This is a genomic window from Paraburkholderia kirstenboschensis (assembly GCF_032806925.1).
Taxonomy (GTDB): Bacteria; Pseudomonadota; Gammaproteobacteria; order Burkholderiales; family Burkholderiaceae; genus Paraburkholderia; species Paraburkholderia kirstenboschensis.
In genome coordinates this window covers 1,775,069-1,799,219 of the sequence record NZ_CP136512.1, presented here as the reverse complement: position 1 = coordinate 1,799,219, position 24,151 = coordinate 1,775,069, and the positions used below count along the sequence as shown (strand labels likewise).

Genomic DNA, 24,151 nt, shown 5'->3' with positions numbered 1-24,151 from the left:
TCACTGTATACCCCTTCCCGCCGTCCGAACTCCTTTTATTGCCTTGCGCTTGTACGTCTCGTGCTGTGCCGGCCCGTGAAAACGAGCTGTGTCGATGCCAGTAATCCCGCCGAAATAGTAGACGTCTGCCCGCAGCGGGAACGCGGGCAACGGCAGGAGGCGGAATCGTATTTGCGGCCGAAGCAGCAGGCTTACCAGCAGAGTCCAATGCGGACCCACACACTCAACCGCCCATCATTGCGGAGTGCTGGCGCGGATTTTGCTGCCGTGCCAGTGGCACAGGCCTTGAGGCCCGCGTGACAAACCGCTGACAGGGCGCTGCCCGGCACAAACACAATGACTGATTTCGCACCGCCCCTCGGGGATCTTTCAGGAGAGGAGTCTTTCCAGCTTCTCGTGGCAGGCGTTAGGGATTACGCGATCTTCATGCTGGACGCGGAAGGTTTTATCAAAACGTGGAATGCAGGCGCCCAACGCTTCAAAGGCTATGAAGCCAAGGAGATTCTGGGCCAGCACTTTTCCGTTTTTTACACGGGGAGTGACCGGACTGGCGGCCGGCCGGCTCTGGCGCTGCGAACTGCGCGCGACGAAGGGAAATTCGAGGACGAAGGCTGGCGGGTCCGAAAGGACGGCAGCCAGTTCTGGGCGAGCGTGGTGATCGATCCGCTGCGTGACGATTCCGGCAACCTCATCGGCTTCGCCAAGATCACGCGCGACATCACGGACCGGAAGATGGCCCAGGAAGCGTTGCGTGAAAGCGAGGAGCAGTTCCGGCTGCTGGTTCAGGGCGTCACGGACTACGCGATCTACATGCTTTCGCCAGCCGGCGAGGTGACTAACTGGAATGCCGGCGCCGAACGGATCAAGGGTTACACACGCGACGAAATTCTCGGCAAACATTTCTCGTGCTTCTATACCGAAGACGATCGCGCGAGCGGCCTGCCCGCGCTGACGCTCTCGACCGCCGCCGCGGAGGGCCGGGCCGAGCGCGAAGGATGGCGGGTCCGCAAGGACGGCACCCGCTTCTGGGCCCACGTGGTGGTCGATGCAATCCGCGACGGCGCAGGCGAGCTCGTCGGCTTTGCGAAAGTGACGCGCGACGTGACGGAACGCAAACAGGCAGCCGAGGCGCTCGAGCGCGCCAACGCCGCGCTGTTTCAATCACAGAAGATGGAATCGCTGGGCAAGTTGACTGGCGGCGTCGCCCACGACTTCAACAACCTGCTGGCGGTCATGTCGAACGGACTCGACGTGCTGTCGCTGCGTGTGCAGGACCACGCCGATCTGAGGATGCTGGAAACCATGCAACGCGCCGTCGCCCGGGGCGCGACGCTGACGCAGCAGTTGCTCTCATTCGCGCGGCAGCAGCCGCTCAAAGTCGAAAAATGTAATCTGAACGCGGTGATCCGCGGCTTTGAAGCGGTCCTTCGCCGCGCGGGAAACAGCACGATCGAGCTGGAAATAAGACCGGAGCCGCGGCCCCGGCCTGTCTTGCTGGACGTAGCCCGCTTCGAGTCCGCGCTGCTGAACCTGATCGTCAATGCGCGCGACGCAATGCCCTCCGGCGGAAAGATCGCGATCACCGTTGAAAATGTCGAAGTCCGCGAAGGCACGGTTGGCACGCTCGTGCAGGGCCCGTATGTCAGGGTCTCCGTGGCGGACACCGGCTCGGGAATGCCTCCCGAGGTTGTGGCGCGTGCGTTTGAACCGTTCTTTACCACCAAGGAGGTGGGCAAGGGCACCGGCCTTGGCCTGAGCCAGGTGTACGGCTTCATCTCGCAGTCTGGCGGCGACGTGGTGATCCGCAGCGAACCGGATCAGGGTACGGTCGTGAGCATGTATCTGCCCATAGCGAAAGGCGCACCGGGCGACGCGGACCCCTTAGCGGGCCCGACGCTCGATACGGTGCTGGTCGTGGAAGACGAACCGGATCTGCTGGACGCGACGGCGGCGCTGTTCCGCAGCCTCGGATACGAGGTGCTGACTGCCAGCAACGGGGCCGAAGCAATGAACGCGTTGGGTCGTCGCGAAGATATCCGCGTTTTGTTCACCGACGTCGTGATGCCCAAGGGAATCGATGGCATCCAGCTCGCGCGTTCAACGCGCGATCTCCGTCCTGAGATCAGGATCGTGCTTGCATCGGGGTATCCTCTGCCCGCCCTCAAGGCACAGCACGGCAATCTCGACGACTTCGCGTTTATCCACAAACCGTATCGGCTAGCCGATCTCGTGCGAACGCTGGGCATGGCGACGTAGCCGCAGGCTGCGTTGCGGGTTCCGTAATATGGCCGTACTGTTGACGCACGCGTTACGCGGCGCGACCACAGCGAGGAAACGGAACCGCTAATCTGATATGACCTTCCGGAGGAAAACATGGCAAACGTCGAACAATTCAAGGACGATCTGGAAAATAACGCTGACGGCCTGGTGGGCGGAAGCCGGGGCGACTTCATGGAAGCGGTGGGCGAGGCCGTGTATGCCCGCGTCGAAAGCCACCAGCTGGATGGCATCATTTCAGCGTACCTGACGCTGCAGGAGGTGCTGGATGAGAACGCGGACAACCTCGACGACGAGGCCGACGAGGCGATCCAGAACGCTACCGACGAATTCAATGAGACGGTCGGCAAAATCCTGGGTGTGTAGTCGTCGGCCGCCCGTGATAGCCCGCTTCTGACAGAAGTCGTTCGTGACCGCGCCGAGCGGTCATTCACACATCGGCACGGGCGCCAGGTCAGCGCAAAGACGAAAAGCTTGCGCGAATTTCCTGCGTGAAGATCTGAGGCTGTTCCCACGCCGCGAAGTGCCCGCCCTTGGGAAGGCGGTTGTAATGCATCAGCTTAGGGTACGCCTGTTCCGTCCAACTGCGCGGCGCGGCGTAGATCTCGTCGGGAAAGACGCTCACGGCGACCGGAATCGGTACATGTTTCGGCGCGAAAAAATTCAACTTGTTCTCCCAGTACAGCCGCGCCGACGAGATCGCCGTGCCCGTCAGCCAGTAAAGCGTGACGTTGTCCAGAACGTCGTCGCGTGTCAGCCCTTCCGGCTGTCCATCGAAAACGCGCGCGATCATCGCCTGGCTGCTCGCGTCGTGATCCAGCATCCATGCGGCAGAACCGATTGGCGAGTCCTCGATGCCGTAGAGCGTCTGCGGACGGTTCGCCATTTCGAGCGCATAGCCGAGCCCGTGCTTGTAGAAGAAATCCAGCTGATCGAATGCATGCTTCTCGTCTTCTGACAGACCGGCCGGCGCGGGCTTGCCGTATTTCAGCGCATCGGCGATGTCGTCGGGCACAGTGGCCGGCATGTTCGTGTGAATCGCAAGCAGACCAGGCGGCGTCAGCAGCGCCATCTGCTCGGTCACGGCATTGCCCCAGTCGCCGCCCTGCGCGACATAACGCGTGTAGCCGAGCCGCTGCATCAGCACGACCCACGCACGAGCGATACGCCCGGGATCCCAGCCGCTCGACGTCGGTTTGCCCGAAAAACCATATCCGGGCAACGACGGGATCACGACATCGAACGCGTCCGCTGCAGTTCCGCCATGAGCGGTCGGGTTCGTCAGCGGATCGATAATCTTCATCTGCTCGATGATCGAACCCGGCCAACCATGAGTGACGATCATCGGCAAAGCGTTCGGGTGCCTGGACCGCACGTGGATGAAGTGAATGTCGAGCCCGTCGATTTCGGTGACGAACTGCGGCTGAGCGTTGAGTTTCGCTTCGACCTTTCGCCAGTCGTAGTCAGTGGTCCAGTAGCGCGCGAGGCGCTGCATCGTCACGAGCTGCACGCCTTGCGTTGCGTCGGAGACAGTTTCGCGCGTGGGCCACTTCGTCGCCTTGATGCGCCGTCGCAAGTCCGCGAGTTGCGCGTCCGACGCGTGAACGCGCAACGGACGCAGAGCAGTCTTGTCGCCGCCGCCCGGCTGCGAGGTGCTCGTGATAGCCGTATCGGCAAACGAGAACCGTGGCGCTGAACCCGCGGCGGCGACGGCTGCCGCCGCACTTATGAATTTGCGGCGCGAAGAGACTTCGGGAAGAATGTCGTCTGACATGCCGACTCCTGCTTGAGGTTCGATTGCCTGCTGCGATGGACGATGCGCAATGCACGACGGACTATGCTTTCGCCGCCGCAAGCAGCACGTCGACGATCTGACTGGTGAACCGGGTGTCGCCCGCTTCGACATGCGCCGAGAGGCGCGCAGTCACTTCACTGCACGAACCAGCGGTTGCGATGCGGGTCGCTGAACGTGGCGAACGAGGCATAACTCTTTCGCTCGGGTTGGGCGCCGCTCACGCGATTCTCTCCGTCGCTGCGATGGAACACGCCGCCCGCGTCATGGCACGCTTCGCCGATTTCCACGCTCCGGCGCAGCAAGTCGGCGCGCGCGGCTTCTATGTCGGCCACGACAAGGTAGTGCCCGCGGGCCGACGCCGGCGCCGCACCGATTACATTACTCCCAAACATGACGAGCATCCAGAACCTGGCGGCCTGAACTCGATCACGCGGTAGCTGTTATCCGCTTTGAAGTCGACGTCGAGCCGCCATCGCAGCCCGTCATAGAACGACTTGGCGCGATCCGCGTCGGACACGGGACTCACTACGAACTCGAGATTCATGCCGATCGGGCGTGATCTCCTCGTTCGAGTCATTGACGGTCCGCGAGAAGGAAGTAATGAAAACGGGTCGTTACAGGCATGTTGAACAAGCAGATTGCCTATGAGCCGAACCTCAGCGAGATCACCGTGAAGATCTATCGCGGGCACGTCATGAAGAAGATGGCGTCGCACACCTGCCCGATCTTGTCAGAAAGGCCGAGGCGCTCGGCATGGAAGCCACGCGCGGGAATTCATCGGCACTTCTCATGGCCGCGAGCGGCATAGCAGCGGCAATCTGCCAGATTCCTGCCGGCCTGATCGTCGACGCAGTTCGCGTGAAGCGCATGTTGATCGCGATATCGGGTTTGCTGGTCGGAGCCGGATGCATTCTGATCGCGTTTTTCCCGAAGCTGCCAACCGTGCGCGCCGCGCAGATCACGCTCGGCGCAGCGTCTGCGATCATTCCCCCCTGTCTTGCCGCGCTGAGCCTTGGCGTGGTCGGTCACCGTCTGATGCCCGCGCGAATAAGCCGCAACGAAGGGTTCAACCACGCAGGGAACTTCACGGCCGCGATCCTGGCGGGCGGGCTTGGACAGTATGTCGGCGTCAGATGGCTGTTCTACCTCGTATGCGGGTTCGCAGTAGTGAGCGCCCTCGTGGTCCTGTTGATCCAACCGAAAGAAATCGACCATGAGCTTGCGCGCGGTGCAGACAGCACTTCGGATGAGCACACGCGCCACAATCCGCTTCCGTTCTCGACGCTATGGAAGAAGCGTGACCTGAAGGTGTTCATCGTCTCGGTGCTGCTTTTTCACTTCGGCAACGCGGCTATGCTGCCGCTCGCGGGCCAGGTCATCGCCAAGGTCCATCCGGGAATGGATGTCATCGCACTAAGCGCGTGCGTGATCGCGGCGCAACTCGTCATGGTCGCAGTCGCTGCGGGTGTGGGCCGAGCGCTACGCAGGGGAATTGGACGCAAGAGCGTATTCCTCGTTGCGCTGGCTGTCTTGCCGGTGCGAGGTGTCTTCTTTTATATGACGAGCAGCCCCTATGCGGTGGTCCTGATCCAGTTACTCGACGGGATTGCTGCCGGCATCTTCGGCGTGATCGGCGTGGTCATCGCGTCAGACGTGATGCGAGGAACGGGGCGGTTCAACCTCGCTCAGGGTCTGATGGCGCTTGCGGTCGGGATAGGCTCGGCGCTCAGCAATGTCACGGGGGGATATGTCGTCGAGAAGTTCGGCTTCGCGACGGGCTTCCTCACCCTGGCTGCAATCAGCGTCTTCGCGCTAGTCTTTTTCGCAGTGTTCATGCCAGAAACGCGGCCCGACGATGCTACCGAAAGCACTCCGGGCGCGCGGCCGTCAGAATTGGTTTCTGCTCGCGGCTGATTGCACAAAAAATGAATGCATGTGCTTGTGATTGCGGTTGGCCAAGACTCAGTCATAACTTGTTATATGCAATTTCAATGGTTACAATTTAAATCAGGTAACTGGAGAACGCCTGATGCCCGCCCAAGAATTTCTGATACTTGCCGACGACCCCGCGCTGGATTTTCTCGACACTCTCGCGCAAGGTGAAGAGGGGCCGGTGGAGTACCTGGCAACCAATAAAGACGTGATAGCCTGGTTGAAGAGAATGGGATATCTCGGCGAGCGGCACCAGCGCGCCTTTCCGCGTGACGTTTTGGCGGACACAGCGCGGGCGTTGAGGGAAATGATCCGGAAACTGGTTATGCAGCGCAAACTTGGCAAGAACGTTGATATCGGCGCGCTTAACTCTTTTCTAATGCACGGCAGATACACAGTGCAGCTCGCGCGGGCAAGCAACGGCACTTTGGAAGTAAGAGATCACTTTGATATCGACACGCCTGAACAGCTTTTGGCGCCGATAGCCCGGGCTGCTGCGGAACTGATCGCGACGGGCGACTTCGATCTTGTTCGCAAGTGCGAGGCAGACGAATGCGTACTATGGTTCTATGACAGAACCAAAGCACATCGTAGACGGTGGTGCAGCATGGCCCTTTGCGGGAACCGTCACAAAGTAGCCCAATTTCGCCTGCGTCAGAAGGACAACGCGGAACTCGAGTAAAGCGCTCGGTGGGCAAAACCTCCTTCCCCACCGCGACCTTCCGATAACGAGAACCGCGTCATTCACTTTTAAAGCACGCTCGGCCTTTCTGACAATAGGCTGCTGCGCCCTGTTCGTCGTGCATGTCGCCCATTTCTCTGTTCGCTCGGTTCGTCCCGGCTGCGGCCAGTCCGAACGACGATACACCGCGAATCACGAAAGTTTGCCAAGCAACTCGTTGATCGCAGACGCAATCTCTTGCGCATGCGTTTCAACTGCGAAGTGTCCGGTATCGAGCATCGTTACCGTTGCTTGTGGGATATCACGGCGGAACGCCTGAGCGCCAGGCGGAATAAAGAACGGATCATGCCTGCCCCAGATAACCAGCGTGGGCGGTTTCACGTCGCGGAAGAACTTCTGGAACGTCGGATACATCTTCACATTCGACGCATAGTCCAAAAACAGATCCAGCTGGATATCTTTCTGGCCTGGACGCTCGAGCAGCGCCGCATCGAGTGTGTAGGACTCCGGCGCGATCGAGTCCGGATCCGATACGCCGTGCATGTACTGAAACCTGGTTCCTTCGAAGTTCAGCACTGCGTCGTGCACCACTTGCCGGTTCGCCGCCGAAGGTTCGGCCCAATACTTTCTAATCGGCGCCCAGGCGTCGCCCAAACCTTCTTCGTACGCATTGCCGTTTTGCGAAATCAGCGCGAGCACGCGGTCAGGGTACTTCAGTGCCAGACGAAAGCCGGTCGGCGCTCCATAGTCGAACACGTAAATCGCGTAACTGGTGAGTCCGAGCTTGTCGACAAATGCCGCCACTGTCTCCGCCAGTGCATCGAACGTGTATTTGTAGCCACGCGACGCCGGAACGTTCGTAAAGCCGAAGCCCGGTAAGTCTGGCGCGATTACCCTGTAGCGGTCTGCGAGTCGTGGAATCAGATCGCGATACATGTGGGATGACGATGGAAAACCGTGCAGAAGCAGGACAACCGGTGCGTCCTTCTCGCCTGCTTCCCGATAGAACATATCGATGCCATCCGCCTCGACACGCTTAATCGATACAGATGGAATGTGATTTCCGTTTGACATGGTAGACCTCCAGTAGAGACGCAAGATCGAGTCGGCTACGCTGCGAGTTGTGGTCTCTATCCTAGACGTCTCTTGTAACTTTTCAAAGCGGTTTTTAATGGTTACGACACATGGGACTGTACCGTTGCCCCTGGATCAACGTCTTTGTCATGCCCTCGCATTGACCGCCGCTTCAGCCGTTGCGATCACCAATGAGCGAAGCGCCAATGGACAAGGGTCAATCCAGCGATGAATGCGTCGGACCGGCCGGATTCTGCAATCCATACTTCGGCGGTGAGCAGCGGTGTTAGTGACTACAATCACAACTTGATCCGCGTATTGCTCACCGCAGGGGGCGAACGATGTCGAATGGAGAAATGAGCGTCGATCGGCTGACCGCATTCACGGACGCAGTCTTCGCGGTCATAGTCACGATCATGGTGCTGGAGTTGAGGACCCGATCACGCGACGTTCGCGGCTCTTAGGCCTTTATGGCCGTCGGCCGTCAGTTATGCGGTGAGCTATGGGTTCATTATCATTATCTGGATCAACCATCATCACCTGATGCAATTCGTGCGTCGCGTCCGACGCTGCGATTGTTATGGATTAACTTCATCCATCTTTTCCTCGTATCGCTGCTGCCTTTCGCGACGGCGTGGATCGCCGCACCACGCTTGCCTCATCGCCCGTAACGTTTTACGCAGGACTGTTTGTCTGCCTCGACATTGCCTACAATGTTTTCGAGCGCAAGATATTGCGCTCACCCAGATGCCTCGGAACTGCGTGCATCCACGCGGCACATGACGAGGCGCAGGTCAGTCGCAGCCCTTGTGGGCTTCGCGACCGCTACGCTGGTTGCGAGCTTCGCGCCGCGCGTCAGCTTCGGTCTGATATGTGCTGCCCTCATGCTTCACTTGCGGCCAGGTATCTCTGGCCGTGGGTAAGGTTCGTCGAGGTACGCATCCATCAACCGCGCCCGATCGTTCAAAGATCGATCACCACGTTGCCCCGCGGTCTGCAGCAGCAGATCAACACGTTCCCGCGTGCCGGTGGATCGAGCGGATCAGGGTCGTAACTGATGGAACCGGAGACTAGTCCGCTCTCGCAGTTGTGACAGACGCCCGTGCGGCACGACCATCTAACGGGCACATCGCATGCCTCGGCCAACTCCAGAATGCTTTGATAAGTCGAGCCATTCCAATGTGCAGCAATGCCACTGCGTGCGAACGAGACTAGTGGACCGGTGTTGGCCTCGTCTACGGGACGATGTGGCGTTCGTTTCTGCGAATCGACGATACCAGGATTCAACGACTCTCCGCCGTTGAAGGTTTCGGCATGGAGCCGCTCCGGCGCGATGCCCAAAGCAGCCAGCGCTTTTTTCATGTCCACCATGAAAGGCGCCGGTCCGCAAAGATAGACGTCCGCTTCAGGAGGAACGCCGATCTCGCTGAGGATGTGTTGCGACAGTCGCCCGGTCGCGTCGAAATCGTCACCGAGCCGGTCATGCGGTCCCGCCGCGGTATAACAAACGTAGCTGCGGCCATGCACGAGCGCGAGCATAGAGCGCCGCGCTTCCGCGGCAAATGGATGATGCTGCCGGTCACGCGCCGTGTGCAGCCACAAGACCTGCCGCGTCGAGTGTTGCGACGACAGCGCGTGCAGCATAGCCAGAACAGGTGTTGCGCCGATTCCTGCGCTAAGCAGCACTATCGGGCCGTCTCCAGGTTGCAGGACAAAGCTTCCACGCGGCGAACTGACATCGAGCGTATCGCCTGCCCGCACGTTCTGGCGCAACCAGGCTCCAGCCAACCCATTGGGCTCGATTTTCACGCTGATCCGGTAACTTCCTGTCGACAGCGCGCTCGATAGCGAGTAGCTGCGAAAGAGCGGCGGCCCGTCCGCCGTCGGTTGAAGACGCAGCACAACATACTGGCCTGGCAAGGCCGGTTGCAGTTGCCCGTCCGCACTTTTCAGCGTGAACGACACGACGTCTGCGGACTCCTCTTCGATAGTGGCCACCGTGAGGGGCCGGAATCCCGGCTGAACCGCGTGGCGCGCCGCCGCGGGCGCCAGCCCGGCGTTTCCACTGGCGGAGCCCGTCGTGCGGCTTTCGAGTAACGCCTCGAACGAGGAACGCCATCCCGGCGACAGCGCTTCGATCCGCAACGCCCGTTCGAGTAGATTCCGCGGATGATCCGGCGAATAGAGCAGCGCGTTGATCTGCGCGACGGTCATTTGCTCCTTTGCCTCGTCGACTTTCACTATCTCATCGGCCGCGCCCACTTCGCCCTCATGCACGACGCGGAAATAGAACCCAGGTCTTCCACTGGATGTGAGCAACGCCGGCATTCGCGGCTCGTTCGTTCGGATGCCGACGCGATAGCAGGTGACGCGCGGTTGCGTCACCTCGAACAGCGCGCTGCCGATCCGATAACGGTCGCCAATGCACACCTGCGTGTCGGGCAGTCCTTCAACCGTGAAGTTCTCGCCGAAGTGTCCGTGCACGAAGTCGGACCTGTTCAGCTCCTGCTGCCAGTGTCGATACGAATCGATCTGATAGACGAAGACAGCGCGCTGCTCGCCACCGTGCCCCGCCAGGTCACCTTGACCGTCGCCCGCCAGATTCAGCCGCGCCGCCCAGCAACGACCTTGCACGGGACTCTTCCAGATGCCGGTGTGAACAGTACGGCCTTTCCACTCGATGTCTCGCGGAAGTCCAACATTCACCGATAGCAGTCGAACCATTGTTTGCTCCGCAGTTGGGCGAGCTCGCGACTGCACGCCGCCGTCAATGACGTTTGCGACCGGGCAAACACCTTGTCGACCATCAGGTCGCGATCGGGGCCGTGCGCAATCGCTGTCTGGCCTGGTTCAAGATGGAGTTGCCGGCCGTCGAGATGCAAGATGACCATGTCCGGCGCAAAAGAACATGATGTCGGCAATGCGGCGCACCTCGCTGTAGCTCTCGCGGTAGCACCATGCTGCGAGACATGCCTCGCCGATGCCGCAGTAACTACAGATCCGGTTGTAAGAGTAGAACGCCTGGTATGCGACGGGCTTGAGTTCTGCCGACTTCGACCGTGAATAGTAGGCGGCACATAGAGCCGGCGCAACGACGGCCGCTAAGCGCTATGGTCAAAGGGCGTCGTCACGTAGGGCCCAGGCGCCTGATAATTCCGCTTGATCGAAAAAGTAGTAGACGACTGGTCTACTGGTCTATATAGTCCACACATGGCTACCGCAAACATCACTGAGTCGGCTGACACTCGCGAGAACATCATCGCCGTCGGACAGCGAATCATCGGCGCGAAAGGTTTTTCAGCCGTGGGGCTGAACGAGATCCTGTCCGCCGCGGGCGTGCCGAAGGGTTCGTTTTATCACTACTTCGGTTCGAAAGATGCGTTCGGCGTGGCGCTGCTCGAAAGTTACTTCGACGAATACCTGGCGGACCTCGACAGTACGCTGGGCGAGCCCGGTTTGACGGTGGCGCAACGCCTCATGAATTACTGGCAGATCTGGCAGGACACTCAATCATTCTCCGACTGTCAGGGCAAGTGTCTTGCTGTCAAGCTCGGCGCGGAAGTTGCGGATATGTCCGAAGCCATGCGCGCCACGCTGAAGCGCGGCACGTCGGGCATCATCGAACGGTTGGCACGCGCTATTCAGGCCGGCGTGGAGGAAGGCTCCCTTTCGGTCAGCGAAGACCCGTCGAGCGTCGCGCAAAGTCTCTATCAGCTTTGGCTAGGCGCGAGCGTGATGGTCAAGATTGTGCGCAATCTGCAGCCGTTCGAGACAGCCATGGCGAGCACCCGGCTGATGCTTCACCCGGTTTCCGGCTGAGAAGCAGGTAACAAGCGGCACTTCGGCGAAGTGTCTTTCTTAGGCTTTTTACCAGACGACTGGTCTACTATGTAGCAGGCTCAACGTCCCACTCAAAGGAGAAGCAACATGAAAGTACTGATGGTTCTGACCTCGCACGATCAGTTGGGCAACACAGGCCGCAAGACCGGATTCTGGCTCGAAGAACTGGCAGCGCCTTACTACGCTTTCAAGGACACCGGCGCGGAAATCGTGCTTGCGTCGCCGCAAGGCGGGCAGCCGCCGCTCGATCCGAAGAGCAACGAGCCGGCCAATCAGACCGACTCCACCCGTCGCTTCGAGACCGATGCAGCGGCGAAGGCGCAACTTGCGGCCACGGTTCGCCTCGACAGTGTTTCGCAGGCGCAGTTCGACACGGTCTTCTATCCCGGCGGCCACGGGCCACTGTGGGATCTCGCGGAAGACCGGCATTCCATCGAATTGATTCAGTCGTTCATCGCAGCCGGCAAGCCCGTTGCGCTTGTGTGCCACGCGCCGGGCGTGCTGCGCCATGTCACCACTCCGGATGGCAAGCCCCTGGTTCAGGGCAAACAGGTGACGGGCTTCACGAATTCAGAGGAAGCCGCGGTGGGGCTGACCGAGATCGTGCCGTTCCTCGTGGAAGACGAACTCAAGGCCAAGGGCGGCATCTATTCGAAGACCGAAGACTGGGCGCCGTATGTCGTCACAGACGGTCTTCTGATTACCGGTCAGAACCCTGCTTCGTCGTCGTCCGCGGCGGCGACTCTGATGAAGCACCCGGCACTCGTTGCGCGATGACGAAAGCAGACTCGGCGGCGCGGGCTGTCATATGCCGGCCATATGACAGCCCGCGCCGCCGTATGGCAGCTTATGGCGGTCGCGCCGCCAACGTTGTCGCCGGTGTCGCCCGGAGTGGCACCCCGCTTTCACTTACCGCCGGTGACATCGAGGAAAGTGCCGGTGATGAAAGAGGCCTCGTCGCTTGCGAGCCATAGGATTGCCCGCGCAACCCTCCTCGGGCTGCCCGCCTCTTCCCATTGGAATCGAGTCTTTGACGCGATCCACTCGTCCTGGCTCGCCGCCGCTAGCATGCATGTCAGTGTAGATGTGGCCGGGGCGAATACAGTTGACGCGTATCCCGTCCCGCGCAACTTCCTTGGCGAAGCCGGTAGTGAACGTTTCAACGGCGCCCTTCGATGCAGCGTAGTCGACATATTCTTTCGGACTGCCAAGCCGGGCCGATGCCGATGAAATGTTGATCACGACGCCGCCTCGTCCTTTGTAGCGATGCGACATCCGCTTCACCGCCTGTTGCGCACAAAGGATCGGGCCTATCGAGTTGACCGCAAAGATACGCTGCATCCGGGCGAAATCGAGATCCTCTAGTCTGGACTGCTGCGCAATCATCGCGGCGTTGTTCACCAGTACATCGATCCTGCCGAACTTCCGGTCAATCGCGGCAAATAGCTGAGCGACCTGCTCGGGATCCGCGCTATCTGCACGCACGGCTAAAGCCCGGCGCCCGACAGCTTCGACATCGGCCGCGACGGTAAGGGCGGCAGACTCATCGGAGACGAAGCTGATCGCTACATCGTAACCTCGTGCGGCAGCAAGCCGCGCAGTCGCCGCGCCTACGCCACGCCCTCCGCCCGTTGTCAGAATCAACGGGGCCTGCGAAACACTATCATCGAGTGAACCTCCATATGATGGTGCGATATTGATTGGGACTGAGACCGGGCCGATGCGGGCTGTTGACCAGGAGCCAAGCGTGCGCCGCGAACGAACTCACGTCGTGCGCAAATGCTGCCGAAGGGCAAGCGCCAGTGGCAAGACGGCCAGCGCCGTGGCCGCCGTCGCAATGGTGGCACCGTGCACACCGATTTGATCGCCGAGAAACCCGTAAGCGACCGGAGAGAGCGCTCCCGACGCGATGGTGCCGGTATAGAAAAGCGCAAACGCTCGCTCGGTACGCTCGACCGAAGTCAACTCCGGCACCGTGCCGTATAGAACGGACGACGTCCCGTTGAGCATCGCGCCAAGCAGCGGCAACAAGACCATGGCGGGCGTCAGTGGGAGGTAAATCACGGCAAGAATCAACCCTGCAGTACCGCCTTCGGTCGCGAATACAGTACCGATTACGCCCACGCGAGCGCCGAGCCAGCCACAAACGAACTTGCCGGCGGCGCCCCCAATGAAGACGAGCGCGAGCGCCGTACCCATCATCGGTTGCGGTATGCCTTTCGTTTTCAGGAGAAATGGCAGGAAGGTCAATAGGCCCATCCGCACGGCTGTGTCGAGCACGCCGATCGTGAAGAGCAGTGAGAAGCCGGATCGCGAATCGTTGCTGTGCTGCGTTGACGTTTTCTCCATGGAAGCACCGTCGCGCGGTATCGATGGGAGAAAAAGTGCAATCACTGCCGCCGCTAAAACGCCAACGATCGACACGGCCCAAAGCGCATGGCGCCACGGCATGATGGTAATGAGAAGCGAGATAGCCGCCGGAAGCGCGGATTTTCCGAGGTCGCCCGAAAAATTGTAGACGCTGAGCGGACCTCGGGCGTTGCGTCCATACACGCGCGAGACTGCTCCTGAAGCCAGCGGATGCTGCGTGCTTGAGCCACCTCCGGAGATGGCGAGCGCGACACATAAGCCCACCAGGGTTCCAGACATGCCGGCGACGGCATAGCCGAGCGCGGCGAGAAACGTGCCGAACGCAAGTGTCGCGCGCGTGCCGAATGTGCGGGCGAGGCGTCCAGCGGGCAATTGCAGCGTCGCCATGGTTCCGGCGTAGACGCCGCGCAAAATCGCCAGGGCGCCGTAACCGAGTCCGAACTCCGCCTGCCATACGGGCAGCAACGCGTAGATCATGTCGGTGTACCCGTCGTGCAGCGCGTGCGCCATGCACGAGAGCCACAAGACGCGCGTGCGTGAGACGGAACTCGACTGACCGGGTCCGTCAGTTACATCCGTCGTAGGGGAGGAGAAAGAGAAAAGTCTCATAGTCCAATGGAATGGCGCAAGGTCGGGCCATCGCGACAGCTGGCGAGTTTCGTTACAGGAGACCCCTAGTCTAGGTTCGTCCAGAACCCGCCACAACTGACGTAAAATTGGGTCAGACGGGAGAAAAAGTCACCACATGGGTACAAACAAACGCACAGAGAAAGACGCGGAAAAGTTGCCGCCATTGAATGCGTTGCGGCACTTCGAGGCGGTCGCCCGCCTTGGGAGTTTCGCCGCTGCGGCGAGCGATCTGCACGTCACCCACTGGGCAGTCGGCAAACAGATCCGGTTGCTGGAAGACTGGTTCGGCGTTCCGCTCTTTGAGCGCCGCTCTCGCGGCGTCGTTCCTACCGACCAGGGCGCGGCTCTGCTCAACGATGTAGAAGGTGCATTTGCGCGGCTGAGCAGCTCGGTCACCCGGTTGCGCCACAAATCGGTTACGCGTCGTATAACCGGTGTAGTACGCGTGAATACGCTGGCGAGCTTCGCGTTGTGCTGGCTGATACCGCGCCTGGCAGATTTCCAGGCGCGCTACCCGGACATCGAAGTTCGGCTCTCGACGACCTCACGCAAGTTGCGTTATGTCGGCGATGCCTTCGACGTCGGAGTGCGCTCAGGGCCCGAGGACGCAGCAGGCCTCATGTCAACCACGCTGATGCCCGACTTGCGTCTGCCCGCGTGCAGTCCAGCGGTGCTGAAAAGCCACCCGATCAGGACGGTCGCCGATCTGCGAAATCACACGCTCCTTCACTCAACGAGCACCCGTACAGCCTGGTCCGACTGGTTACGGGAGGCCGGCGCACCAGGCTTGCAGGGTGCGCACCATCTCGACTTCGATCATGTTTTTCTCCAACTGGGCGCAGCAGCTGAAGGCCTTGGCGTAACGTTGGCGTCGCTGCCACTCATCGAGCGCGAGATAGCCACTGGGCGTCTCGTATGTCCGATCTCAGAGCCGGCAGGGCGCGGACCCGATTACACGTTGGTCGTGAACACGGATCGCGCGGACGACGACGCGGTCATTGCATTCAAGAAGTGGATCGTGACGGCGGCGGCGCAGAATTCGGCGGAGCCAGGTCCAAGCGAACGTGCGCGAAAAAATCGTCCAACTACGCCTCGCACGGAACGATCGCGGCGTTAGTTGTCGACGCGGGACGTGACATCGTCGACAATCGTCAATCGATCAATCGATCAATCGGTCAATCTGCGACATAAGGATTCGCCGAAAATGCTTGTACGTCTACTTTGCAAACAGGACGCACCTTCGTTCCACTCGCTTCGCCTGTGCGGACTCAGAGAAGCACCCACGTCTTTCGCGTCCAGCTACGAAGAGGAAGTAGACCGTTCGGCTGACGTCATTGAAAGCCAGCTGGCGACACGCAACGACCGCGGAGTATTCGGTGCTTTTGAAGGCTCGCGTCTGATAGGAATAGCCGGACTCGGACGCGAGAACCGGCGAAAACTGAATCACAAGGCCTTCCTGTGGGGCGTATATGTCGCGCCCGACATGAGGGGTTCAGGCGTTAGCAAAACGCTCGTCGCCGAGGTGCTCGCCTTCGCGCGGTCCATCCCTGAGATCACACAGGTGAACCTGACCGTGAACGCAAACAACCCGGCGGCAATTCACGTTTATACGTCGCTCGGGTTCGAGCAGTTCGGGCGGGAGCGAAACTCCTTGATGGTCGACGGACACACGTACGACGAGGTACACATGTCACTGCATTTCGGCAGTTAAGCGCAGTTGACCTATTGGAGTCGGGCACAGGTTGGACGGTTTCAGCGCCCGCCTGTCTACTCGAGTACATTTACTGCACGGTAATCGTCTCCTTCATATTCGGATGTATGCTGCAAAAGACCTTATAGACTCCCGGCTTATCGAACTTGAACTGGTAAGTGTCGTTCTGATCGAGCGCGGCTGAGCGGAAGAGACCCGCATCGTTGACAACAACGTGCGGTTCGCTATCGAGGTTTTTCCAGGTCACGGTCGCCCCGGCTTTGACCGTAAGCGACATCGGCGAGAACATAAAATCCTTGATGACAACAGCGTTGGACTGCTGAGCTTGCACGACGGCGGAAATAGCACACATTGCAATGAGCATCGCCACTCCGACACAGATAACAAAGGCGTAGCGAAAGGTAGTCGTTTGCATGATTGGATCCTCGTTGGTAGCCAGGGTCTTGCGCTCAGACGAGCGTCGTATCGGCGAGCGTCGCTCTCACTGGATGCCGCATGATCTTGACGCTCGTTACGCCCAGCATCCGTGGGAGTTCTGCACTGGACACCGTAAGCGGCCCGGGTCCGGGCCCGTTGCCAGCTGTCGGCTGCGGATAGGCTGTCGAGCGAGCGGTATGGAAAGTAACGTTGCCTTCCACTTTCGATACGATCTGATGGATATGGCCGTTTAGCACGGTCACCGACCCGAAGCGCTTCAGATAACTCATGGCCTGCCCCGCATCGCCAGTACCCCAACCCCACGGTTCGTAGATCGTCCACATCGGCATGTGCGCGAAGACAACGATCGGCGTGCTCGAAGAGCGGCCCTTCAGATCTTTCTCCAGCCACTCGAGTTGCTCGTCGCCCAGGCTTCCCAGGCCATTAGGCTTGAAGTGCATGACGTTGACGAGACCAACAAAATGCACGCCACTGTGGTCGAAGCTGTAGTAACCCTTGTTGTCCGACGCTTGACCGAAACGTTTGAAATACTCTGCCCCGGGTCCATCGGTAACATCATGCTCGCCCGGCACGGTGTGCAGTTCGGTAATGTTCAGGCCCGACATCAGCTGCGCCGCGAGGTCGAACTCCTCAGGCTTCGAAAGATGCGTGATGTCGCCTGTATGAATCGTCAGCGCCGGTTTGACGGGCATCGCGTTGACGAAATCGATCGTCTGCTTGAGCGTCCCCGCGACGTCCGGATTCGCTTCCTTTTTGAAGCCAATGTGTGAGTCGCTGATCTGCAGGAAGAGCGGGACTCCTCCCGAACCTGCTGAAGCGTCCTTGGGTGTGGCCGCGAGGGCCAAATCCACCGGCAAAAGAACACCGCCGGTTAATACGAACACGGTGCCCACGCCACCGAACGCTAAACATTTAAGTACGCCCCGGCGCGACGGATCGGATGGATGATCTGACGACATATTCACCTCACAATGGATTGACGAGGCAGGCGGCTGGACCAGCCGGCTGCGTTCAATCAGTAGACTGCGGGGGAATGTGATTTATTCCATGGCGGTCGCTGCGTCGGATTGGGGATGCCGCAGTTCAGCATGTCAGTGCATAGCAGAGGCGTGTTGCACGTCATTATCTTTAGCAACCCGAAATAATAAAGATCCGTTTGACATTACGCGTTCCGTTTCGGAATGTTCATGACGACCGGCGCAACAACGCAATGGCCGGGATTCCGTCGCACCGCTGCGATTACAACGCGCGTGCAGCGCTGCGGCTACAAAGCGGGATGCGCAAGCAGAGTCGTTACGAAGCCGTTCAGTTCCGCTTTACCGGCGTCGGAGATCGCCCAGTAATTCATCCCCGCGACGCTCCAGTGGGCGACGTGATAACCCTTCTCCTCGTAAATGCGCGGCGGCGGCGCGCCTGCATCGTTACCTGGCCACACGTAAAGATTGACCGGGTGCAACTTGTAGCGATACACCATCACCGCAACCGACCGGCCGTTCAGATAATCGAGCCGGCCACCGATCAGCGGATATCCCTGCTGCGCGAGATCGACTACTGGTGGCGCAAAATCGAGCTTCCCGTCGAACCAGGGCTTGACCGTATGCCGGTCCGTTGAGATCACGTCGGAGAGATGGTTGACCTGCAATGAGCGAACATGACTGTCGACGAGCTCCTCCGTCAGGCGCGTCTCGCCGGAGGGCGCCGCGACGAACAGACTCGCGCCTCCTACAAGCGCGACAATGCTCAACGCCATCGCGCCAACCGGTGACCAACCGAGCGACCGGCCCGCGGACCGCCCGCCGAACCGATCGCGCAGCCGTTGCCAGAGCGAGGGGCGCCCAGGCAGCGCAGCCTTGATCCGTTTCACCAGCTCTGGCGGCGCATCCATGCGCAAATCCGCCTGCCTGAGCTGCGCGTTGACCTGACGATCTTGCTCGTAAATCCGTCGGCATTCCTCGCAGGTTGCGAGGTGGCGTTCGAAATCAAGCGATTCCGACAGGCTCAGTTCCTCGTCGATATAGCCTGGCAGCAGTTGCAACGCCTGTTCGTGATCCATCATGCCTCCTCATCCGTCGGTGCGAGCAGTAATGCGAGTTGCCGGCGCCCGCGCCCGAGGCGAGACATCACAGTGCCCATCGGAATGCCCACGATGGCCGCAATCTCCTTGTACGACAAATCTTCCAGTTCGCGCAGCACGATCACTTCGCGGTACTCCAGGCTCAGACTCTGCAATGCCTTGTGCACCCGTTTCCGGCTTTGACTGCGGATCAGCACGGCTTCCGGACCGTCGTCCCGATCAGCGGTGCCGGTTTCCAGGCTATGCATTTCTTCCTCGAACATCGTGGTATCCGCCGTGTGACTCCGGTTCTGGAGGTACCACGTGTAGAAGGTATTACGCACGATGCTCAAGAGCCACGCGCGCGCGTCATCCCCGCGAAATCCGCCAAAGAACCTGAACGCGCGAAGGTACGCCTCCTGGACCACGTCCTGTGCATCCTGGTCGTTATGCGTGAGCCAACGCGCAACGTTGAAGGCCGAATTCATATGAACTAACACGAGCTTCTCGAAGCGCTGCACGGTAATCGGATCGGCCATCTCTCGGAATCCCTGCTGTAACGGCAAAGTGTGACCGACCAACAGCAGACTGCCGGCGTGTCACTTTTATTCCCGAAGTGCAAAATCCATCTGGTGCTCGTACGAGACTAGCCTAACGGCTACGGAAGGCACAAGGCTGATTGCCTGATCGGCGCCGCCGTACTATAAGGCGACGCTTTCCAGCCGCGCCGCCAGAAACTCCACGAACAGACGCGTGCGCGCGGGCAGACGCCGCGTGGGCAGCCATAGCGCCTGCAACGGCAGGGGAGACAGTTCGTAGTCGGTCAGAACAAGTTCCACGCGGCGCTGCTGCACGAGGTCGCCGATCTGCCAGTACGCGGCCCGGCCGATGCCGAGACCACTCGCCACCGCGTCTTTCAGCGCCGCCGTGCTGTTGCTTTCGAAGCGGCCGCGCACCTGCACCGACTCGTCCTCGCCGCGTTTGCTGCGGTAACGCCACAACGAGGCCTCCGGCAGCGCCGAACGCACTACGCAATCGTGCTGCTTGAGATCCGCAGGCCGCACCGGACGCCCGCGCGCTTCCAGATAGGCAGGCGAGGCGAACGTCACGCGACGGATCGTGCCGAGCCGCCGCGCAATCAGATTCGAGTCAGGCGTCGCAGGGATTGGTCAACGATCTCGCCACCTCGGTGGGACTCGGCCGTTGGGCCAATCTCGTGACCATGCTTACGCTCGCCGGCTACTCCGCCGGGCTGCTGCTTCTGGTACCGCTCGTCGATCTGTTGCCGAATCGCCGGCTCATCATCGCGACACTCGGTGCGCAGGTGGTGTCGTTGAGCGTGGTCGCCGCCGCCCGCGAGCCGGTAGCATTCCTGATCGCGTCGTTCTTCGTCGGCTTGACGTCGAGCGCAATCCAGATGCTCGTGCCGGTAGTCGCTTCGCAGGAGCAGGAGGCGGATCGCGGTCGCGTGGTCGGCGACGTGATGAGCGGGCTGATGCTCGGCGTGCTGCTGTCGAGGCCGGCGGCGAGTCTGATCGCCGGCGCGCTCGGCTGGCGCAGCTACTATGCAATCGACGCTGCCGCGCTCGCAGCGATGACCGCGTGGCTCTGGACGCATGTACCGGAACGGCGTCCCGTGCACCGTAGCTCATATGCGGCGCTGATCGGCTCGCTGCTGCATCTGATTCGCGACGAGCCCGTGCTGCGGCGCCGCGCGCTCTATCAGGGCCTGCTGATGGTCTCGTTCAACCTGTTCTGGACCAACGTCGCACTGAAGCTCGCGAGCTGGCCGCTTCGCCTCGGCCATACCGGCATCGGCCTGTTCGCGCTCGCCGGCGCGGGCAGCACGATCATCGCGCCGGTTGCGGGACGCCTCGGCGATCGAGGTTTCGACCGACAAAGCACGATCGCCTTCCACACGATCGTCGCGCTCGCGGCCGGCATTGCGCTACTCGGAGGCAGCGACCGCTTGTCTCCTGCCGCTTCGCTGGCGCTGCTAGTCGTCGCTGCACTGCTGCTCGACCTCGGCGTGATCGGCGATCAGGCGTTGGGGCGCCGCGCGGTCAACCTGCTGAACCCGCATGTTCGCGGCCGCGTGAACGGCCTTTTCACTGGACTTTTTTTCGTCGGCAGCGCAATCGGCGCGCTGCTCGCCGGACCGGCGTGGGCGCATGGACACTGGACAGGTGTGTGTGTCGCTGCCGCCCTGTTCGCCGTGGCGGCCGGTGCTCTGCATGTGCTGCAAACGCCGGCATCCGCACAACCTGCACCGCCCGCACCGCCCGCAAGCGAGCATCGGCCCTGAAACCGAACTCTTAAACTGGAGGACCCGACCATGGACGCAACCCGCTCTACCTTCCGCTATCCGACCGTCAACGTGGATGGCGTCGATATTTTTTATCGCGAGGCCGGCCCGAAAGATGCGCCGACTGTTCTGCTGCTGCACGGCTTTCCGTCATCCTCGCGCATGTACGAATCGCTGATGCCGTTTCTCGCGCGCGAGTTTCATCTGATCGCACCGGACTATCCGGGCTTCGGCAACAGCGAAGCGCCCCCGCCGCATCGCTACGCGTACACGTTCGACAATCTCGCGCGATCCATCGAACAGTTCACCGACGCGCTCAAGCTCGATCGTCATGTGCTCTTCATGGCCGATTACGGCGGCCCGGTGGGATTCCGTCTTGCGATGGCGAGGCCGGAGAAAGTGACCGGCATCGTGGTCCAGAACGCAGTCGCGCATGAAGAGGGGCTCGGGCCGTTGTGGGAAACGCGCAAAGCGTTCTGGAAAGACCGCGCCCAGCACGAAGACCGCTTATGGCTCAATCTCGCGTCGCCGGATGCATTGAAGGGGCGCCACGTGGGCACGAGTCCCGATCCACAACGCTACGATCCGGACAACTGGCGCGACGAGCAACACTTTCTGGCGCGCCCCGGACAGGCTGCGATCCAGACCGATCTCTTCTACGACTACCGCACGAATCTGGAATCCTATCCACGCTGGCAGGCCTGGTTGCGGGAACACCAGCCGCCGACGCTCGTGACGTGGGGCAAATACGATCCGTCGTTCACGGTGTCGGGCGCGCATGCTTACCAGCGCGATGTTCCGGACGCGGAAGTGCATGTGCTCGATGCGGGCCACTTCGCGCTCGAGGAGGCGACTGACGGGATCGCCACGTTGACGCTCGACTTTCTGCGGCGTGTGCATCGCACAGAGTGATGACGTGCTTACAAGAGCGTGCAACGGTGCCGGCGTCTCGTGGCTCGGCATGGTGAACACTTTTCGCTATCTGTGCGCGTCGACCTCGTTTCGGGTCAGTGAGGCAACCAGCGCGGCCACCGTCGCACGGCTATCGCCGCCGGCCCCGGCGGCATAGTCGCCTCCTAGACGCGCACCGCGACTTTCTTCACGAAGGTATCAACCGGCGCCAGCGCCTCTCCATCCGCGCTGCGCAGTGTCACCTTAGGCACCGGTCTGCCGCTTGCACGGTCGATCAACTGCGAGCGCTTTTCGCCGCGTCCGAACAGGTTGCCTTCGCCCCACTGCCGCAACGTGACGATCACCGGGAAGAGCGCTGCACCCTTCGGCGTCAAAATGTACTCCTGATATGCGGACCCGTCAGATGCGGCGACAACTTCAAGCACTCCCGCTTCGACGAGGCGCCGCAGCCGGTCGGTGAGGATGTTGCGCGCAATATCCAGGCTCTCCTGGAATTGCCCGAAACGGCGCACGCCGTCGAATGCGTCACGCACGATGAGCAGCGCCCACCGGTCCCCTACGATATCAAGTGCTCGTGCGACCGGGCACGACGAATCCGCAAGACTCTTACGCGCAGCCATCTGCGACACCTCCTTTTGACCGAGCCATTATCGTTCAGCCCGCGCGCCACACGAAGAGGTGAAAACTCCGCCGCGCTCGAACCAGTTGCATTTTAAAACAAGCGTGAATACACTTCACCTAGTTTCATTGTGCAACTACATATCAGTTTGCGTAAAGGCGATACATGGATTCTGGATGCACACAGTGCGTTGTGAAGGACCGGCCCAAGTCAGGCGAAGTGCAGGTGCGGCATGCCATACCGGCAGCGCTGGTTCTACTCCTCGCAGTGTGTTGCGCGATGAGCGTCGCCAATGTCTACTACGCGCAACCGCTTCTCGACGCCATTGCCGCAGACTTTGGTATCCAGCAGGCCGCGGTCGGCGGGGTGATCACCGCAACGCAACTCGGTTGCGCGTTGGCGTTGCTGCTTCTCGTCCCGCTCGGCGATCTCCTGAACCGGAAACGCTTGATCTGTGCGCAACTGATACTGCTGGCCACCGCATTGACCATGACCGGAATGGTGGGCTCGCCGCTCATGCTGATGATCGGCATGGTCGGAGTCGGCATGCTCGGTACCGCCATGACGCAAGGACTCATTGCATACGCAGCGGCGCTTGCGCACGAATCGGAGCGCGGCCGCGTGGTCGGCGCTGCTCAAAGCGGGGTCGTGGTCGGTCTGCTGATGGCTCGCTGCTTCGCGGGCCTCGTTACCGATCTTCTCGGCTGGCGGTCGGTCTATCTGATATCGGGGCTGTTGACAATCGTCATGCTGATCGTGCTGCGGATCGCGTTGCCGGCGCCACGCGTGAACCCCGTCAAAATGAGCTACCCGAAATTGCTACGGTCGATGGTTACCCTGCTTGCGTCGGAACGGGTTCTACAGGTTCGTGGCACCATCGGGCTCCTCATGTTCGGGGCATTCAGCACCTTCTGGAGCGCTCTTGTATTACCGCTCAGCGCATCACCGTTTGCTATGTCGCATACGCAGATCGGCGCCTTCGGGCTGGTTGGCGCAATCGGGGCGTTGGCGGCAGCCAGAGCCGGGCGCCTTGCCGATCGCGGCCTTGGGCAATGGACTACCGGGGCGGCGCTCGTCTGCCTGCTCATGTCGTGGATACCGATTGGCTTCATGCAACACAGCATGCTGGCGTTGATCGCGGGCATCGTGTTGCTCGACATGGGTGGCCAGGCGGTTCATGTCATCAACCAGAGCATGATCTTCCGGCTTCGGCCTGAAGCACAAAGTCGCCTGGTCGGTTGCTACATGCTCTTTTATTCGGCGGGAAGCGGTCTCGGCGCGGCAGCTTCTACCTACGTATATACGCGCACGGGGTGGGTCGGAGTCTGCACGCTTGGCTTTGCGCTCAGCATGGCCGCGTTCCTGATGTGGGCTGTAACGCTGGCTCTCGCGCAGGCGCGTCTCGCTCGATAACTGAGGCTTTCGTTTCGCAACCGGTCGTTGCCCGGGCAAGCCAACTCGACTTTGAGCGCCGACTTGTTCACCACAATCGGCCAGGTTCGGTGAACGGCGC

General features: G+C 60.7%; 23 protein-coding genes and 2 pseudogenes. 13 read left to right on the top strand and 12 right to left on the bottom strand.

The window, feature by feature from the left end; translation table 11 throughout:
• Nucleotides 1-336 precede the first annotated feature (336 nt).
• Nucleotides 337-2,256: a hybrid sensor histidine kinase/response regulator gene (locus RW095_RS16860; RefSeq protein WP_317017076.1), complete on the top strand. Its 1,920-nt coding sequence runs from the start codon at nt 337-339 to the stop codon at nt 2,254-2,256.
• Nucleotides 2,257-2,373: 117 nt separating this feature from the next.
• Complete coding sequence (locus RW095_RS16855) at nt 2,374-2,643, top strand: hypothetical protein (protein ID WP_027778714.1); 270 nt, start codon at nt 2,374-2,376, stop codon at nt 2,641-2,643.
• 88 nt (nt 2,644-2,731) lie between these two features.
• Here the strand turns inward: RW095_RS16855 and RW095_RS16850 are convergent, their stop codons facing one another.
• Both RW095_RS16850 and RW095_RS16845 read right to left on the bottom strand, forming a co-directional pair.
• Complete coding sequence (locus RW095_RS16850; RefSeq protein WP_317017073.1) at nt 2,732-4,051, bottom strand: epoxide hydrolase family protein; 1,320 nt, start codon at nt 4,049-4,051, stop codon at nt 2,732-2,734.
• 155 nt (nt 4,052-4,206) lie between these two features.
• Nucleotides 4,207-4,464, bottom strand: coding sequence for a hypothetical protein (locus RW095_RS16845; protein WP_317017071.1), 258 nt, complete (start codon nt 4,462-4,464; stop codon nt 4,207-4,209).
• Between the two features lie 230 nt (nt 4,465-4,694).
• Between RW095_RS16845 and RW095_RS41480 the strand changes: the two genes are divergently transcribed.
• The 3 genes from RW095_RS41480 (at nt 4,695) to RW095_RS16835 (ending at nt 6,686) form a co-directional block, all read left to right on the top strand.
• The gene (locus RW095_RS41480) at nt 4,695-4,880 is read left to right on the top strand and encodes a LuxR C-terminal-related transcriptional regulator (protein ID WP_394365089.1); all 186 of its coding nucleotides are present in this window, start codon (nt 4,695-4,697) and stop codon (nt 4,878-4,880) included.
• Complete coding sequence (locus RW095_RS16840) at nt 4,826-5,986, top strand: MFS transporter (RefSeq protein ID WP_394365088.1); 1,161 nt, start codon at nt 4,826-4,828, stop codon at nt 5,984-5,986. Before RW095_RS41480 ends, RW095_RS16840 begins: the two co-directional genes overlap by 55 nt.
• Nucleotides 5,987-6,101: 115 nt before the next feature.
• Entirely contained in the window at nt 6,102-6,686 is a 585-nt protein-coding gene (locus RW095_RS16835) for a CGNR zinc finger domain-containing protein (RefSeq protein ID WP_317017070.1), read from the top strand.
• Nucleotides 6,687-6,878: 192 nt separating this feature from the next.
• On the opposite strand, the gene RW095_RS16830 is transcribed toward RW095_RS16835, so the two are convergent.
• Nucleotides 6,879-7,760, bottom strand: coding sequence for an alpha/beta fold hydrolase (locus tag RW095_RS16830; RefSeq protein WP_317017068.1), 882 nt, complete (start codon nt 7,758-7,760; stop codon nt 6,879-6,881).
• A gap of 341 nt (nt 7,761-8,101) precedes the next feature.
• On the opposite strand from RW095_RS16830, the pseudogene RW095_RS41475 reads away from it, so the two are divergent.
• A pseudogene (locus RW095_RS41475) lies at nt 8,102-8,543 on the top strand (TMEM175 family protein).
• Between the two features lie 180 nt (nt 8,544-8,723).
• On the opposite strand, the gene RW095_RS16825 reads toward RW095_RS41475, so the two are convergent.
• Nucleotides 8,724-10,484: an MOSC domain-containing protein gene (locus tag RW095_RS16825; protein ID WP_317017067.1), complete on the bottom strand. Its 1,761-nt coding sequence runs from the start codon at nt 10,482-10,484 to the stop codon at nt 8,724-8,726.
• Between the two features lie 486 nt (nt 10,485-10,970).
• Here RW095_RS16825 and RW095_RS16820 point away from each other — a divergent pair, with 486 nt between their 5' ends.
• On the top strand, nt 10,971-11,579 hold the full coding sequence (locus RW095_RS16820; protein ID WP_317017065.1) for a TetR/AcrR family transcriptional regulator: 609 nt from the start codon (nt 10,971-10,973) through the stop codon (nt 11,577-11,579).
• A 108-nt stretch (nt 11,580-11,687) separates the two neighbouring features.
• A complete protein-coding gene (locus tag RW095_RS16815; protein ID WP_317017064.1) occupies nt 11,688-12,377 on the top strand; it encodes a type 1 glutamine amidotransferase domain-containing protein in 690 nt (229 codons plus the stop codon).
• A gap of 128 nt (nt 12,378-12,505) precedes the next feature.
• Here the strand turns inward: RW095_RS16815 and RW095_RS16810 are convergent.
• Both RW095_RS16810 and RW095_RS16805 read right to left on the bottom strand, forming a co-directional pair.
• A pseudogene (locus RW095_RS16810) lies at nt 12,506-13,295 on the bottom strand (SDR family oxidoreductase).
• 69 nt (nt 13,296-13,364) lie between these two features.
• Nucleotides 13,365-14,579, bottom strand: a complete 1,215-nt coding sequence (locus RW095_RS16805) for an MFS transporter (protein ID WP_394365087.1) — start codon at nt 14,577-14,579, stop codon at nt 13,365-13,367.
• A gap of 136 nt (nt 14,580-14,715) precedes the next feature.
• Between RW095_RS16805 and RW095_RS16800 the strand changes: the two genes are divergently transcribed.
• Nucleotides 14,716-15,717, top strand: a complete 1,002-nt coding sequence (locus RW095_RS16800; protein ID WP_317017061.1) for a LysR substrate-binding domain-containing protein — start codon at nt 14,716-14,718, stop codon at nt 15,715-15,717.
• 87 nt (nt 15,718-15,804) lie between these two features.
• Nucleotides 15,805-16,311 carry a GNAT family N-acetyltransferase gene (locus RW095_RS16795; RefSeq protein ID WP_317017059.1) on the top strand — a complete coding sequence of 169 codons (507 nt, stop codon included), beginning with the start codon at nt 15,805-15,807 and terminating at the stop codon, nt 16,309-16,311.
• A gap of 70 nt (nt 16,312-16,381) precedes the next feature.
• On the opposite strand, the gene RW095_RS16790 is transcribed toward RW095_RS16795, so the two are convergent.
• The 5 genes from RW095_RS16790 to RW095_RS16770 form a co-directional block, all read right to left on the bottom strand.
• On the bottom strand, nt 16,382-16,675 hold the full coding sequence (locus RW095_RS16790; protein WP_317019870.1) for a cupredoxin domain-containing protein: 294 nt from the start codon (nt 16,673-16,675) through the stop codon (nt 16,382-16,384).
• A gap of 85 nt (nt 16,676-16,760) precedes the next feature.
• Entirely contained in the window at nt 16,761-17,708 is a 948-nt protein-coding gene (locus RW095_RS16785; protein ID WP_317017058.1) for a metallophosphoesterase family protein, read from the bottom strand.
• 305 nt (nt 17,709-18,013) lie between these two features.
• Complete coding sequence (locus tag RW095_RS16780; protein ID WP_317017057.1) at nt 18,014-18,805, bottom strand: anti-sigma factor family protein; 792 nt, start codon at nt 18,803-18,805, stop codon at nt 18,014-18,016.
• Nucleotides 18,802-19,341, bottom strand: a complete 540-nt coding sequence (locus tag RW095_RS16775; RefSeq protein ID WP_317017056.1) for a sigma-70 family RNA polymerase sigma factor — start codon at nt 19,339-19,341, stop codon at nt 18,802-18,804. The genes RW095_RS16780 and RW095_RS16775 overlap by 4 nt, the downstream gene beginning before the upstream one ends.
• A gap of 162 nt (nt 19,342-19,503) precedes the next feature.
• Entirely contained in the window at nt 19,504-19,911 is a 408-nt protein-coding gene (locus RW095_RS16770) for a substrate binding domain-containing protein (protein WP_317017054.1), read from the bottom strand.
• A gap of 56 nt (nt 19,912-19,967) precedes the next feature.
• Here RW095_RS16770 and RW095_RS16765 point away from each other — a divergent pair, with 56 nt between their 5' ends.
• Together RW095_RS16765 and RW095_RS16760 are read left to right on the top strand one after the other, a co-directional pair.
• Nucleotides 19,968-21,107 (top strand): MFS transporter, encoded by a 1,140-nt coding sequence (locus tag RW095_RS16765; protein ID WP_317017053.1) that lies wholly within the window; start codon nt 19,968-19,970, stop codon nt 21,105-21,107.
• A 30-nt stretch (nt 21,108-21,137) separates the two neighbouring features.
• A complete protein-coding gene (locus tag RW095_RS16760; protein ID WP_317017051.1) occupies nt 21,138-22,019 on the top strand; it encodes an alpha/beta fold hydrolase in 882 nt (293 codons plus the stop codon).
• A gap of 164 nt (nt 22,020-22,183) precedes the next feature.
• On the opposite strand, the gene RW095_RS16755 is transcribed toward RW095_RS16760, so the two are convergent.
• Nucleotides 22,184-22,639 carry a winged helix-turn-helix transcriptional regulator gene (locus tag RW095_RS16755; RefSeq protein ID WP_317017049.1) on the bottom strand — a complete coding sequence of 152 codons (456 nt, stop codon included), beginning with the start codon at nt 22,637-22,639 and terminating at the stop codon, nt 22,184-22,186.
• A 164-nt stretch (nt 22,640-22,803) separates the two neighbouring features.
• Here RW095_RS16755 and RW095_RS16750 point away from each other — a divergent pair, with 164 nt between their 5' ends.
• A complete protein-coding gene (locus RW095_RS16750; RefSeq protein ID WP_317017048.1) occupies nt 22,804-24,051 on the top strand; it encodes an MFS transporter in 1,248 nt (415 codons plus the stop codon).
• Nucleotides 24,052-24,151 lie beyond the last annotated feature (100 nt).

What these genes read in the sequence shown, in the direction of transcription:
- RW095_RS16860 (WP_317017076.1), top strand. Translation starts at nt 337, where the DNA reads ATGACTGATTTCGCACCGCCCCTCGGGGATCTTTCAGGAGAGGAGTCT.
- RW095_RS16855 (WP_027778714.1), top strand. Translation starts at nt 2,374, where the DNA reads ATGGCAAACGTCGAACAATTCAAGGACGATCTGGAAAATAACGCTGAC.
- RW095_RS16850 (WP_317017073.1), bottom strand. Translation starts at nt 4,051, where the DNA reads ATGTCAGACGACATTCTTCCCGAAGTCTCTTCGCGCCGCAAATTCATA.
- RW095_RS16845 (WP_317017071.1), bottom strand. Translation starts at nt 4,464, where the DNA reads ATGTTTGGGAGTAATGTAATCGGTGCGGCGCCGGCGTCGGCCCGCGGG.
- RW095_RS41480 (WP_394365089.1), top strand. Translation starts at nt 4,695, where the DNA reads ATGTTGAACAAGCAGATTGCCTATGAGCCGAACCTCAGCGAGATCACC.
- RW095_RS16840 (WP_394365088.1), top strand. Translation starts at nt 4,826, where the DNA reads ATGGAAGCCACGCGCGGGAATTCATCGGCACTTCTCATGGCCGCGAGC.
- RW095_RS16835 (WP_317017070.1), top strand. Translation starts at nt 6,102, where the DNA reads ATGCCCGCCCAAGAATTTCTGATACTTGCCGACGACCCCGCGCTGGAT.
- RW095_RS16830 (WP_317017068.1), bottom strand. Translation starts at nt 7,760, where the DNA reads ATGTCAAACGGAAATCACATTCCATCTGTATCGATTAAGCGTGTCGAG.
- RW095_RS16825 (WP_317017067.1), bottom strand. Translation starts at nt 10,484, where the DNA reads ATGGTTCGACTGCTATCGGTGAATGTTGGACTTCCGCGAGACATCGAG.
- RW095_RS16820 (WP_317017065.1), top strand. Translation starts at nt 10,971, where the DNA reads ATGGCTACCGCAAACATCACTGAGTCGGCTGACACTCGCGAGAACATC.
- RW095_RS16815 (WP_317017064.1), top strand. Translation starts at nt 11,688, where the DNA reads ATGAAAGTACTGATGGTTCTGACCTCGCACGATCAGTTGGGCAACACA.
- RW095_RS16805 (WP_394365087.1), bottom strand. Translation starts at nt 14,579, where the DNA reads ATGAGACTTTTCTCTTTCTCCTCCCCTACGACGGATGTAACTGACGGA.
- RW095_RS16800 (WP_317017061.1), top strand. Translation starts at nt 14,716, where the DNA reads ATGGGTACAAACAAACGCACAGAGAAAGACGCGGAAAAGTTGCCGCCA.
- RW095_RS16795 (WP_317017059.1), top strand. Translation starts at nt 15,805, where the DNA reads ATGCTTGTACGTCTACTTTGCAAACAGGACGCACCTTCGTTCCACTCG.
- RW095_RS16790 (WP_317019870.1), bottom strand. Translation starts at nt 16,675, where the DNA reads ATGCTCATTGCAATGTGTGCTATTTCCGCCGTCGTGCAAGCTCAGCAG.
- RW095_RS16785 (WP_317017058.1), bottom strand. Translation starts at nt 17,708, where the DNA reads ATGTCGTCAGATCATCCATCCGATCCGTCGCGCCGGGGCGTACTTAAA.
- RW095_RS16780 (WP_317017057.1), bottom strand. Translation starts at nt 18,805, where the DNA reads ATGATGGATCACGAACAGGCGTTGCAACTGCTGCCAGGCTATATCGAC.
- RW095_RS16775 (WP_317017056.1), bottom strand. Translation starts at nt 19,341, where the DNA reads ATGGCCGATCCGATTACCGTGCAGCGCTTCGAGAAGCTCGTGTTAGTT.
- RW095_RS16760 (WP_317017051.1), top strand. Translation starts at nt 21,138, where the DNA reads ATGGACGCAACCCGCTCTACCTTCCGCTATCCGACCGTCAACGTGGAT.
- RW095_RS16755 (WP_317017049.1), bottom strand. Translation starts at nt 22,639, where the DNA reads ATGGCTGCGCGTAAGAGTCTTGCGGATTCGTCGTGCCCGGTCGCACGA.
- RW095_RS16750 (WP_317017048.1), top strand. Translation starts at nt 22,804, where the DNA reads ATGGATTCTGGATGCACACAGTGCGTTGTGAAGGACCGGCCCAAGTCA.